General features: G+C 43.6%; 12 protein-coding genes. 9 read left to right on the top strand and 3 right to left on the bottom strand.

The features are described from left to right. Nucleotides 1-5 precede the first annotated feature (5 nt). Nucleotides 6-677, bottom strand: coding sequence for a porin family protein (locus tag CLV93_RS08435; RefSeq protein ID WP_106541739.1), 672 nt, complete (start codon nt 675-677; stop codon nt 6-8). A gap of 168 nt (nt 678-845) precedes the next feature. On the opposite strand from CLV93_RS08435, the gene CLV93_RS08430 reads away from it, so the two are divergent. Together CLV93_RS08430 and CLV93_RS08425 are read left to right on the top strand one after the other, a co-directional pair. Continuing rightward, the gene (locus CLV93_RS08430; RefSeq protein WP_106541738.1) at nt 846-1,523 is read left to right on the top strand and encodes a YggS family pyridoxal phosphate-dependent enzyme; all 678 of its coding nucleotides are present in this window, start codon (nt 846-848) and stop codon (nt 1,521-1,523) included. Between the two features lie 38 nt (nt 1,524-1,561). Then, a complete protein-coding gene (locus CLV93_RS08425; RefSeq protein WP_106541737.1) occupies nt 1,562-2,557 on the top strand; it encodes a dihydroorotate dehydrogenase-like protein in 996 nt (331 codons plus the stop codon). A 72-nt stretch (nt 2,558-2,629) separates the two neighbouring features. Here CLV93_RS08425 and CLV93_RS08420 read toward each other — a convergent pair whose 3' ends face one another. Continuing rightward, on the bottom strand, nt 2,630-3,247 hold the full coding sequence (locus CLV93_RS08420; protein WP_146141986.1) for a HEAT repeat domain-containing protein: 618 nt from the start codon (nt 3,245-3,247) through the stop codon (nt 2,630-2,632). 89 nt (nt 3,248-3,336) lie between these two features. Here CLV93_RS08420 and CLV93_RS08415 point away from each other — a divergent pair, with 89 nt between their 5' ends. After that, nucleotides 3,337-4,734 (top strand): MATE family efflux transporter, encoded by a 1,398-nt coding sequence (locus CLV93_RS08415; protein ID WP_106541735.1) that lies wholly within the window; start codon nt 3,337-3,339, stop codon nt 4,732-4,734. 16 nt (nt 4,735-4,750) lie between these two features. Here CLV93_RS08415 and uvrA read toward each other — a convergent pair whose 3' ends face one another. Further along, complete coding sequence (uvrA, locus tag CLV93_RS08410; protein ID WP_106541734.1) at nt 4,751-7,555, bottom strand: excinuclease ABC subunit UvrA; 2,805 nt, start codon at nt 7,553-7,555, stop codon at nt 4,751-4,753. Between the two features lie 182 nt (nt 7,556-7,737). Between uvrA and CLV93_RS08405 the strand changes: the two genes are divergently transcribed. The 6 genes from CLV93_RS08405 (at nt 7,738) to CLV93_RS08380 (ending at nt 11,890) form a co-directional block, all read left to right on the top strand. Continuing rightward, nucleotides 7,738-8,331, top strand: a complete 594-nt coding sequence (locus CLV93_RS08405; RefSeq protein ID WP_106541733.1) for an RNA polymerase sigma factor — start codon at nt 7,738-7,740, stop codon at nt 8,329-8,331. A gap of 106 nt (nt 8,332-8,437) precedes the next feature. Then, nucleotides 8,438-8,674 (top strand): hypothetical protein, encoded by a 237-nt coding sequence (locus tag CLV93_RS08400; RefSeq protein WP_106541732.1) that lies wholly within the window; start codon nt 8,438-8,440, stop codon nt 8,672-8,674. A gap of 115 nt (nt 8,675-8,789) precedes the next feature. Next, nucleotides 8,790-9,635: an SPFH domain-containing protein gene (locus CLV93_RS08395; RefSeq protein WP_106541731.1), complete on the top strand. Its 846-nt coding sequence runs from the start codon at nt 8,790-8,792 to the stop codon at nt 9,633-9,635. A gap of 9 nt (nt 9,636-9,644) precedes the next feature. Next, the gene (locus tag CLV93_RS08390) at nt 9,645-9,848 is read left to right on the top strand and encodes a type II toxin-antitoxin system antitoxin (RefSeq protein WP_106541730.1); all 204 of its coding nucleotides are present in this window, start codon (nt 9,645-9,647) and stop codon (nt 9,846-9,848) included. Continuing rightward, nucleotides 9,835-10,044, top strand: coding sequence for a zinc ribbon domain-containing protein (locus CLV93_RS20650; protein WP_106541729.1), 210 nt, complete (start codon nt 9,835-9,837; stop codon nt 10,042-10,044). Before CLV93_RS08390 ends, CLV93_RS20650 begins: the two co-directional genes overlap by 14 nt. Nucleotides 10,045-10,231: 187 nt before the next feature. Next, complete coding sequence (locus CLV93_RS08380) at nt 10,232-11,890, top strand: diphosphate--fructose-6-phosphate 1-phosphotransferase (RefSeq protein ID WP_106541728.1); 1,659 nt, start codon at nt 10,232-10,234, stop codon at nt 11,888-11,890. Nucleotides 11,891-12,177: the final 287 nt, after the last annotated feature.

The raw sequence follows: 12,177 nt of genomic DNA, 5'->3' as shown, positions 1-12,177 counted from the left end.
ATTTCTTATTCCTTCTTTTTCTTGTGTTTATTCAATCGGAAGAGGTAAGCCATGGTTACTTCGATGGTTTGCAACTGCGATGCATCGTAGGCTGATTTTTTCGGGTCAAACAAACTCGGCAAACTGTAATACAAACGGCTGTCCAGCATCAGGCCGTTGCCGTCTTTAAACCGCCATTCGAATCCAAGTCCACCGACAAACTGAAAGTCGAAGCCGGTATCTACGGGCTTTCCGTAGTAATCGTTCGGCGTGTAAGTTGCATTAGCAGGCGGATTAAATGTCTCTTTGTCCGTATACAAATAGGAAACTGATGGACCGAGATTGATGAAAAAACGGAAGCCTTTGTTGCCAATATTCACGTGAGTCATCATGGGCAACACAAAATAATCAAGCTGTCGCTCATAATCGACACCGGCGTCGGTATGTTCCTTCCAACCGCGCTGCGAATAGTTCAGCTCCACCTGAAGCCCGACATGAGGCTCCGAAATATCACGAAAAACAATACCTCCGGAATACCCTTCCAGCATCACCTGTTTCACGGTAGGGTAAAACCGTACTCGTGAAAAGGTACTACCGCCTTTCACACCGAGGTAAACTTCATTCGGGTAATTATTGGGTTGAGCCTGAAGTTGAATAACAAAAAACACACTCAAAATCAGGAGAATCAGCTTTTTCATAAATTGCCTGCGGCTTTTAATTATGCCCGATTTGGGTGTGGTAAAGTTAAAAAAAAATGTACACGCCAATTATCGTTAAGCCGGACGGGCAAAGTAGCCGGCTGTTTTAGAAAAGATATCCCCGAAGGGACGATTATTTTTTCTTACTTTGAAGGAAAAATTGTTTGCATGAATATTGCTGAGCATCTGACTGAAATTCGAAATTCATTACCGGAAAATGTCAAGCTGGTTGCTGTTTCCAAAACCAAACCGAACGAAGACTTAATGGAGGCCTACCAGACGGGACAACGGATGTTTGGAGAGAACAAAGTACAGGAACTCGTAGCGAAATACGAATCACTTCCAAAAGATATTGAATGGCACATGATAGGGCATCTGCAGCGCAACAAAGTCAAATACATTGCGCCTTTCGTATCGCTCATTCATGGTGTCGACAGCTTTCGGTTATTGAAAGCTATCGATAAGGAAGGACGGAAAGCGGATCGTGTCCTAAATGTCCTTCTTCAGTTTCACATTGCTGAAGAAGAAACAAAGTTCGGTTTGGACCTGAAGGAAGCCGAAGAGATGTTGAACTCACAGGAGTTTAAAAATCTACAATTTGTGAGGATCGACGGTGTGATGGGAATGGCTACTTTTACCGATGATATAGATCAGGTTCGCCGGGAATTTAAGAGCCTTTCGACTATCTTTGGGCATCTGAAAAAAACGTATTTCAATGATGCACCGAATTTCAGTGAAATTTCAATGGGAATGTCGGGCGATTACAAGTTAGCCGTTGAAGAGGGCAGTACCATGGTGCGCATTGGAAGCAATATTTTCGGTGAACGAAATTATCAGAATAACTGAATCTTAAACCAAAAAGTCGATTTATAAAAATTTTCCGAATGGCAAATCTTACAACAACCTATTTAGGGCTAAACCTGAAAAATCCTCTGGTAGCCGGAAGTTCGGGACTCACCAACTCCGTTGAGAAAATTGTGGAAATGGAGAAAAATGGTGTGGGAGCTGTGGTCCTGAAATCTTTGTTCGAAGAGCAAATCAACAATGAGGTAAATGTCTTGCTGAGCAAGGATTTACAGAATACGGCTTATCCCGAGGCGGAGGATTATATCCGTACTTATCTTCATGACAATACACTGCATCACTATATCGAGCTGGTGAAAGCCGCGAAAGAGGCAACTTCCATTCCGATTATCGCCAGTATTAACTGCGTATCCGGAAACGAGTGGATGGGATTTGCCCGTGAGATTGAAAAGGCCGGTGCCGATGCATTGGAAGTGAATGCGTTTATCGTCCCGACTGACCGCAAGATAAAATCGGAGGAGATTGAAGAGCGTTATCTCGAAATCCTGACAGAAGTGAAAAAAGTGGTCAACATTCCGGTAGCGATGAAAATCGGTCCGCAATTCTCCAACCTAGTGAGCATGGTCGATAGGTTGTATGCACACGGTGCTGCCGGCGTGGTGATGTTTAACCGTTTTTACGAACCGGATATCAACCTCGATAAACTCGCGATTTCAGCAGCGGAGGTATTCAGTTCGCCAGCAGATATTCGTCAGTCGCTCCGTTGGGTGGGAATTATTTCCGGTACCCTGAAGCGAATCGACATTGCTGCCTCTACCGGTATTCATGACGGCGAAGGTTTGGTGAAACAATTGCTGGCTGGTGCTACCGTTGGACAAGTTTGTTCGGCGATGTACGTAAATGGCATTCCGGTAGTGAAAGAGATGGTGGATTATCTCGAGAAATTCATGAAAAAGTGGAATTTCAAGAGCCTGGATGAATTCCGTGGGCGGTTGAGTTATTCCAATCTGCCTAACCCGGTGCTTTACGAACGGGCTCAGTTCATGAAATATTTCTCCAATAATGTGAATGAATAATTGTTATTCGACATAAAACAAAAGAAGCTGTCCAATTCGGGCAGCTTCTTTTTATTTGAGCGTATTGCTTTCTTAGAATTGTTGTTCTGTCTGTTCCCGGATCTCCGGAATAATCTTTTCCAAATCCTCCAGTAACGACATCTTTTCGGCGGGCGCTGTTTCCATCGCTGCTTTTATTTTCTCCACCTGTTCGGCTTTGTAGGCGTCATCAATTTTACCGCTCATATTCTCAATAACGGTAAACGCTTCGAATGCCACCATAAATTCCGACTCGATGACCAGATCGACGAACAGCGAGAGATACTGGCTAAAATCGAGGCCGTTCTCCCAGCACACCGATACCAGTTCTTTCAGTTCGGATGCATATTTTTTGTCCTGAATGGCGTCAACAATGCGTGGAATAGCATCGCTGTATTTCAGTTCGCCCAGTAACCGGATGATTTTTTGCTTAATTTCCGGATTATCGGTTGAATGAAGCAACTCAATCAGCACCGGAATGTAACTGCTGTTTCCGGTTTCTCTCAGCTCCTTAATGGTTTTAATAACGAGCAGTGAGTCTTCTGATTGAAGATTGTTCAGTACCTTCTTTTTTTGCGGATCTTTTCCCATGGTTAACATCTCTTCTTCGTCGACAAAGATATAACTTTTACAAAAGTGGAAATAGGTGTTGGGTTGAAAGAGAATTTTCAATAACAGAATTTACAGGATATAATCCCTAAATTTGCGCTTTCAAAATAGAAGCATTTTAAGGTAATCAAACTAAACCAGCATAAAACCCAATGCCCGAAAAAGCAACCAGAGACCTTGAGCAACAAAAGATTGGCCGTTTGATGTGGCAATATTTCGTGCCGGCTTTCATCGGTGTGATGATGAATGCTTTGTACAATATTGTCGACCGGATTTTTATTGGTCGGGGAGTAGGAGCTTTGGCGCTGTCCGGGCTTTCAGTCATTTTCCCGATTATGATTCTGATAGCAGCATTTGGTATGCTGATTGGCGTAGGCGCAGGTGTCAGGATTTCCATTAATCTTGGTAAAAAAGATTATCGTCAAGCGGAAAAGGTGTTGGGGAATGGCCTTTCTCTGATGGTTATTGTGTCGCTGTTAGTTACCGTTATTGGTTTTATGGTGAAGAATCCGTTGTTGCATCTGTTCGGTGCAACCGGCGAAACCATCGGCTACGCAAATGATTACCTGAATATTATCCTGCTGGGAACTATTTTTCAGGTTGTCGGCTTTTCGCTGAATAATATTATTCGCTCCGAAGGCAACGCGAAAATAGCCATGTATTCCATGCTTTTGAGTGCTGGCACGAATCTGGTGCTGGATCCGATTTTCATTTTCGGTTTGAAGATGGGAGTTCAGGGTGCTGCGATTGCCACGGTGATTTCGCAGATTCTGCTGACGTTATGGGTGCTTCGACATTTCAGAGGAGAGAAATCAATTGTCAAGCTCCACCTTCCCAACTTGAAACTGGAACCGGTTATTATTTTGCGGATTTTGTCTATCGGGATGGCGCCGTTTGCCATGCAGCTGGCAGCTAGTCTGGTGCAGGCCACTTTCAATACACAACTGATTCGTTTCGGTTCAGATGTCGCTGTCGGGGCGATGGGAATCATCAATTCGGTGGTCATCATGATTATCATGTCGATGATTGCCATCAACATGGCTATGCAACCCATTGTGGGATTTAACTATGGAGCCAAACAGTTTCACCGCGTGAAAGAAACCTGGTTTCTGGCAATGAAGTCAGCTACCTGGGTGGCAGTGATATCTTTTATTGTAGTGCAGGTTTTTCCGGGCGAAATCATCCGGTTATTCAATAACGACAACAAGGAGCTTTTCCAAATTGGAGTAAAAGGACTTCGCATTTTTACTTTGATGCTTCCGGTAGTCGGTTACCAGGTGATTGTGTCCAGTTATTTTCAAAGCATCGGAAAAGCAGGAATCGCGATGTTTCTAACGCTTTTGCGACAGGTCATTGTACTTACACCGTTGCTTTTCATCTTACCCAAGTTTTTCGATTTGACCGGTGTTTGGATGGCTGGTCCCGTTTCCGATTTTGTTTCGGCTTGCATAGTGCTTTTCGTTACCTTACGGGAAGTGAAGCTATTGAACAAACATCAGGAAGAGGAAGCGGAGGAAAAGAAAAAACCGGTCAGTGAATTCGCTCGATGACCGGTTGGTGATATCGTTACTTCAAATGAAGTTTAGGTTTTAGGTACTCGCCGGTGTATGATTCTTTGCACTCGACCAGTTTTTCCGGAGTTCCCTCGAAAACAATGTTTCCACCTTTGTCGCCGCCTTCCGGTCCCAAATCGATTATCCAGTCAGCCGACTTGATGACATCCAAATTGTGTTCGATAACAATAATGCTGTGACCTCTTGATATCAGTGCATTAAATGCATCTAGCAACTTGCGGATATCATGGAAATGAAGTCCGGTCGTTGGCTCATCGAATACAAACAGGGTGGGCGAGTCTTTTTCCTTTGCCAGGAAAGAGGCCAACTTGATACGCTGACTTTCACCTCCCGACAAGGTACTTGACGATTGTCCAAGTTTCAGATACCCGAGTCCCACATCCTGAAGAGGACGCAGTTTTTTTACGATTCGTTTCTCTGCCGTTTTTGCTTTTTCACTGAAAAAGTCGATCGCCTGGTTAACGGTCATTTCCAAAACGTCGTAAATACTTTTATCGCGGTAGTGAACTTCCAGGATATCTTGCTTGAAACGTTTTCCACCACAACTTTCGCAGGTCAGCGAGATGTCAGCCATAAACTGCATTTCGACCTTGATGACACCTTCACCCTGGCATTCTTCGCAACGTCCGCCATCGATGTTAAAAGAGAAATGCGATGCTTTGAATCCGTTGATTTTCGACGCTTGTTGGTCGGCGAAAAGTTTCCGGATTTCGTCGTAGGCTTTCAAATATGTAACCGGATTTGAGCGTGACGACTTCCCGATAGGATTTTGGTCGACAAACTCAATTCCCGTTAGCAAGTGCATGTCGCCGTCAACCTTTTGGTGTGCCCCGGTTCGTTCGCCGTAACCCCCGTAATATTTCACAAGGGCCGGGAAAAGAATATTTTTCACCAGCGATGATTTGCCTGAACCACTAACGCCGGTTACCACGGTCATAGTATTCAGCGGAAATTTCACATCGATGCCTTTCAGGTTGTTCTCGCGGGCGCCCGTTATCTCGATGAAGTTATTCCAGGAACGGCGTTTGGCTGGAATTGTAATTTCTTCTTTTCCTGTGAGATATTTTGCTGTGAGACTGGTTCCTTCTTTGGCCAGTTTTTGATGGTTTCCCTGGAAAACAATTTCACCTCCGTGCATTCCGGCCAGCGGACCGATATCGACGATTTCGTCGGCAGCACGAATGATTTCTTCATCATGCTCGACCACAATCACCGTATTTCCCAGTTCCTCCAGTTTTTTGAGGACATTGATAAGACGCGTCGTGTCGCGTGAGTGCAGACCGATAGACGGTTCATCCAGAATGTACATCGAGCCAACCAGGCTGCTACCCAATGAGGTGGCGAGGTTAATCCGTTGCGATTCGCCGCCCGAAAGGGTAGAGGACAAGCGATTTAAGGTAAGGTAACCTAAGCCAACATCGCAAAGAAATGCCATGCGGTTATTAATCTCGGTAAGCAACCGGCCCGCGATATTTTGTTCGTGTTTTTTCAGCTTGATGCCGGAAAAATATTTTTGCAGTTCAGTAGCCGGCATAACCACTAATTCCTGGATGGATTTTCCGGCGACTTTTACGTAAGACGCTTCTTTCTTCAAGCGGGTTCCACGACAATCAGGACAGATTGTTTTTCCGCGATAGCGCGACAACATGACCCTGTACTGTATTTTGTATGACTTTTCTTCGAGGTATTTAAAGAACCGGTTTAAGCCATGAAAATGGCGGTTGCCGGTCCAAAGCAGATGTCGCTGTTCTTCGGTTAATTCGTAATAAGGTTTGTGAACGGGGAAATCAAATTTCTCAGCATTGAAGAGCAGTTGTTCTTTCCATTCACTCATTTTCTCGCCTTTCCAGCAGGCAATGGCATCGTTGTATATGGACAGCGACTTGTTCGGAATCACCAAATCCTCATCGATACCGATGATTTTACCGTATCCTTCGCACGTGGGGCACGCACCGATGGGATTATTGAAACTGAACATGTGCATCGACGGCTCTTCAAATTCAATTCCATCCGCCTCGAACCGATTCGAGAAATGCTCGGTAACGGTTTTCTCATCGACCAGCACTTTGATGACACATTCGCCCTTGCCTTCGTAAAAAGCAGTTTGCACCGAATCCGCGGCCCGGCTTTGTGTGTCTTCGTCTCGGGAAACCGCAATCCGGTCAATCACAATATGAATATCATTTTTTGTCTTTAGTTTTTTCGGATCATTCAGGAGGTCATCAATCCGGGTAATTTCGCCGTCAATTTCCAGACGTGTGAATCCTTGTTGCCGGAGCAAATCAGCTTCAGTTTCCAGCGATCTGTCTTTTTTAACGTGGAGCGGCGACAATATCAGCACGCGGGTTTTTTCCGGGTACGATAAAATAAAATCGACCACATCGGTGACCTGATGCCTTGAAACTTCTTTCCCGGAAACGGGTGAAATGGTTTTTCCCACACGGGCAAAGAGCAGTTTCAGGTAATCGTATATCTCGGTAGACGTACCAACTGTTGAACGCGGATTTCGCGTATTTACTTTTTGCTCGATGGCAATGGCCGGTGGTATTCCTTTGATGTAATCAACCTCGGGTTTATCGATACGTCCCAGGAATTGCCGTGCGTAACTGGAAAGGCTTTCGACATACCTTCGCTGTCCTTCTGCGTACAGCGTATCGAATGCCAGCGACGATTTCCCGGAACCGGAAAGTCCGGTGATGACAATGAACCGACCGCGGGGAATTTTTAAATCTATGTTCTTTAAATTATGGACGCGAGCGCCTTTTATTTCGATGTATTCAGTAGGTTCTGAGATCATTGGAATGAAAAAAAGTGAAAAAAAAATCGTCTAATGTTAATATTTGTAAAAAATAATTTATATTTGACGTCTGCAAAGTTAATAATTAGTCATTAACCAATTTAAAAAAGGAGACACGCCTATCGAAATATTTCTACCCTGAGAAGAAATATTTCTACCCTGAGAACCAACCCTATATTGTTATGGTAGAAATAAAGCAATTGGACGACCATGCGCTCGTTCAGAAATTTGTAGATGGCGAACACGAATGTCTCGAAATCCTGATTACACGTCACAAGAACCGGATTTACACGTACATTTTTATGATCGTGAAGAATCATGCGGTTGCTGAAGACATCTTCCAGGACACTTTCATCAAAGTTATTCAATCGCTAAAAAAAGGACGGTATACCGAAAACGGTAAATTCGTATCCTGGGCTATCCGTATTGCTCACAATTTGATTATCGATTACTTCAGGAAAGAGAAGCACCTGAGTACGGTATCAAATGACGAGTCAGAAGTGGATATTTTCAATAGCCCGAAATTCTCCGACATGAACATCGAGGATGACCTGGTAAGCGAACAAATTTTTCGCGAAGTTCGTCACTTAATTGATGAATTGCCTGACGATCAGCGGCAGGTTGTCATCATGCGTCACTATCTTGGATTCAGCTTCCGGGAAATTGCGGAGCACAGTGGAGTGTCAATAAATACAGCACTCGGAAGGATGCGCTACGCTTTGATTAACCTAAGAAAACTGATTGAAGAACGACAGTTGAATTTGACACTTTCGTAATGATTAAAAAAAGAAGAAAAAAATTCAAAGGGGATGGCAATAAAATGTCATCCCCTTTCGTTTTAAAGACAAAGCAATCATAATATTAAACACTCATAATTTGCCTATGAACGAAATTTTTACTCTTTATTTTGATTTCCTTTTTGAAACAGATTTAGGTGAATCAAAGGAAAAAACGGAGGTTGAAGGGCATAAGGAAATGAAACAAGAAAATCTAAAAAGCGAAGAAGAATCTTGTAAGTACAGCCCTTCCCAGGAAACCGTCGACAATATTTTAAGCTTTGCTAAGCAATACACCGTTTTGAGTTCAGGTGATACACAGGTAGAACTGAACCTTAATTAAATCTCACTTTAAACGATTTAAGAGTCCGCTTCGGCGGACTTTTTTTTGCTCTTTCTATATTTAAAATGAAATAAAAATGATATCTTTATGATATCATAAATCAAATCTTAAAATCATGGAAAAATCATTTAAGCCCATGTCGGGGTACCTTTATCTCTTCCTCGCCCTGGTTATACTGGCGTTATCGGTTTTCTCTTTTACGAGACTGATGCTGGTTCCCGGAATTATTGGTATTGTGTTGTTTATTCTGATAATGCCCGGCTTCCTGATTGTTGCTCCTAACGAGAGCGCTGTTCTTGTACTTTTTGGTGCTTATAAGGGAACTGTTAAAGCGAATGGCTTTTGGTGGGCAAATCCGTTTTTTACAAAAGAGAAGATTTCGCTGAGGGCAAGAAATATTGATTCGGATCCGATAAAAGTGAATGATAAAATTGGGAATCCGGTGATGATTGGTGTGGTCGTGGTTTGGAAAGTTGAAAATACCTACAAAGCTGCTTTTGAAGTTGATAATTATGAGCAGTTTGTTGATATTCAGAGTGAGGCCGCCATACGAAAACTGGCCGGATATTATCCGTATGATAACTTCGAAGATGAGGATGCTGAAATCACACTGAGAGGAGGAGGCGAAGAAGTGAACGATTTGCTGGAGCAGGAGTTGATGGAACGCCTTTCCATAGCCGGAATTAAAATCCATGAAGCGCGGATTAATTACCTGGCTTATGCTTCCGAAATTGCCGGAGCCATGCTGCGTCGCCAGCAGGCAACAGCAATTGTGGCTGCGCGAACCAAGGTAGTTGAGGGCGCTGTGGGGATGGTGAAGCTGGCATTGGATGAGCTAAAAGAAAAAGACATTATTGAATTAGATGACGAACGAAAGGCGAGTATGGTGAGTAACCTGATGGTTGTGCTCTGTTCAGATGAAGCAGCACAGCCGGTACTGAATGCAGGCTCGTTGTATTAAAAAATTTGTATGGCTAAGAAAAAATCATTCGTGCTCAGGATTGATCCGGAGACTTACGATGCGTTGGAAAAATGGGCATCGGATGAATTTCGTAGCACCAACGCACAGATTGAATACCTCTTACATCACGAGTTGAGAAAGGCGGGCAGAAGCCCAGCCAAAAAGAATAATCAAACATTAACCGATAATCAAAAGAATAATGAGCAGGAATAAATATGTATGCCCAAAATGTGGAAACCGTTACTACGATGTCGGCGAAATTCGAGTGGCTGGCGGTTTCTGGTCAAAAATATTTGATGTACAAGGCCGGAAGTTTACTTCGGTCACTTGTACCAAATGTTCTTACACCGAATTTTATGGTGTTCCCAGCAGTAAATTAGGGAACGTTTTCGATTTCTTTACCAATTGATTTTTTAGATAAAAAATAGTGATTCTAAACAAGAGGTCCGGTTCAGGCCTCTTGTTTTGTTTGGTATGAAAACTAAACTTTAAATTTCCCACAATTCAGGCCTAGACTTTGGTGTACTAGCGATAATCCGTTAATTTTACGCTGCTTTTTTGGATAGTATTAACCTGTTACTAAATAATCAAGTAGGATGGCTATAAGTGCTTTACAATTTGAGCGATCAAAATACGCTCCCAAGTTACCCAAAGCTTTACAAGGACCAGTAAAAGTGGTCGAGGGAAAGAAAACCGAATCGGTTGCCGATCAGGAAGAAATTCAGAAACTCTTCCCAAATACTTACGGCATGCCGCTTATCGCCTTTGAAGAAGGTGGTGATGCTGGTTCGCTTCCGGTGATGAATGTTGGAGTTATTCTTTCCGGTGGTCAGGCTCCTGGCGGCCACAATGTAATCTCTGGTCTTTATGACGGTTTGAAGAAACTGAATCCCGAAAACAAGTTATATGGTTTTCTGGGTGGTCCCGGTGGATTGGTTGACCATAAATACATGGAACTGACCGACGAGATTATCGACGAGTATCGTAACACCGGAGGTTTCGATATCATTGGCTCCGGTCGTACCAAGCTTGAAGAAGAGTCTCAGTTCGATAAAGGTGTTGAGATTTGCAAGCAGTTGAACATTAATGCGCTGGTTGTTATCGGTGGCGATGACTCCAATACCAACGCCTGCGTATTGGCCGAATATTACTTGCAGAAAGAAACCGGAATCCAGGTGATTGGTTGTCCGAAAACCATCGACGGTGACCTGAAAAACGAGATGATTGAGACCTCGTTTGGTTTCGATACGGCCGTTAAAGTGTATTCCGAGCTCATCGGTAACATCATGCGTGATGCCAACTCGGCAAAAAAATACTGGCACTTTATCAAATTGATGGGACGTTCTGCTTCGCACATAGCATTGGAGTGTGCATTGCAGACACAGCCTAATATTGCCCTGGTTTCGGAAGAGGTGGCAGAGAAAGAGCAGACCTTGGCCGAAATCGTTGATTACATTGCCAAAGTGATTGCGCGTCGTGCTGAAGACGATCACAATTTCGGTGTTGTTCTCGTTCCGGAAGGATTGATTGAGTTCATTCCTGAAATGAAAACCTTGATTACCGAATTGAATGATCTGCTCGCTGAAGGACAACAATCGGCCAACGATTTCAAAGCGCTGGCTACCGACGCAGAAAAACGCGAGTACGTTATTGGTAAACTGAGTAAAGCTTCATCGAAAGTGTTTGCCTCTCTTCCGGAAGGAATCGCCAAGCAATTGACACTCGATCGTGACCCGCACGGAAACGTACAGGTTTCGAAAATTGAGACGGAAAAGCTGTTGATTGAGATGGTAGATGTTCGTCTGGCGGAAATGAAGAAAGAAGGTTCCTATAAAGGCAGTTTCTCTGCTCAAAACCACTTCTTCGGTTACGAAGGCCGTTGCGCAGCACCGTCAAATTTCGACGCTGATTATTGCTACTCACTCGGTTCAACTGCATCCGTTCTGATTGGAAACGGTAAGACCGGTTACATGTCTTCTGTACGGAATACAACGAAGCCGGCTGATCAGTGGATTGCTGGTGGTGTCCCGATTACCATGATGATGAACATGGAGCGTCGTCACGGACACATGAAGCCTGTGATTCAGAAAGCGCTGGTTGAACTGGATGCTGCCCCATTCCTGAAACTGGCGGAAAACCGCGAAAAATGGGCTGTTGAAACCAGTTATGTTTATCCGGGGCCCATCCAGTATTTCGGCCCAACCGAAGTTTGCGATGCCACTACCAAAACACTGGAGCTCGAGCAAAGTAAATAATCGAAAACAGATTATACTGCAGAGGCTGTCACAAATCCGGACAGCCTCTTTTTTTTGCTCGAATTAAATTAAGAGTCTGAATAATTTGATATTATGATGTGTTATTTGGAACACTTTTACCCGAATTTTCTTCATCAGGGTTACTTCCATTAGGAGTGTACGAAATCGAACATACTTTGTTCTTTACCGTTCAATTTTTTGACCCTCCAATACTCTAAGAATCTATGATATTCCTTTGTAAGGTGTTGTTATTTAGTTATTTGTTGTTTTTGGCATATTTCCTGTTT

Source organism: Prolixibacter denitrificans (assembly GCF_003014495.1).
In the GTDB taxonomy this organism is placed as follows: Bacteria; Bacteroidota; Bacteroidia; order Bacteroidales; family Prolixibacteraceae; genus Prolixibacter; species Prolixibacter denitrificans.
Note: the sequence above shows the minus strand (reverse complement) of the source record. Positions and strands in the feature narration are given on the sequence as shown.

Excerpts from the sequence above, each read along its gene's own strand:
- CLV93_RS08435 (WP_106541739.1), bottom strand. The coding sequence starts at position 677 with ATGAAAAAGCTGATTCTCCTGATTTTGAGTGTGTTTTTTGTTATTCAA.
- CLV93_RS08430 (WP_106541738.1), top strand. The coding sequence starts at position 846 with ATGAATATTGCTGAGCATCTGACTGAAATTCGAAATTCATTACCGGAA.
- CLV93_RS08425 (WP_106541737.1), top strand. The coding sequence starts at position 1,562 with ATGGCAAATCTTACAACAACCTATTTAGGGCTAAACCTGAAAAATCCT.
- CLV93_RS08415 (WP_106541735.1), top strand. The coding sequence starts at position 3,337 with ATGCCCGAAAAAGCAACCAGAGACCTTGAGCAACAAAAGATTGGCCGT.
- uvrA (WP_106541734.1), bottom strand. The coding sequence starts at position 7,555 with ATGATCTCAGAACCTACTGAATACATCGAAATAAAAGGCGCTCGCGTC.
- CLV93_RS08405 (WP_106541733.1), top strand. The coding sequence starts at position 7,738 with ATGGTAGAAATAAAGCAATTGGACGACCATGCGCTCGTTCAGAAATTT.
- CLV93_RS08400 (WP_106541732.1), top strand. The coding sequence starts at position 8,438 with ATGAACGAAATTTTTACTCTTTATTTTGATTTCCTTTTTGAAACAGAT.
- CLV93_RS08395 (WP_106541731.1), top strand. The coding sequence starts at position 8,790 with ATGGAAAAATCATTTAAGCCCATGTCGGGGTACCTTTATCTCTTCCTC.
- CLV93_RS08390 (WP_106541730.1), top strand. The coding sequence starts at position 9,645 with ATGGCTAAGAAAAAATCATTCGTGCTCAGGATTGATCCGGAGACTTAC.
- CLV93_RS20650 (WP_106541729.1), top strand. The coding sequence starts at position 9,835 with ATGAGCAGGAATAAATATGTATGCCCAAAATGTGGAAACCGTTACTAC.
- CLV93_RS08380 (WP_106541728.1), top strand. The coding sequence starts at position 10,232 with ATGGCTATAAGTGCTTTACAATTTGAGCGATCAAAATACGCTCCCAAG.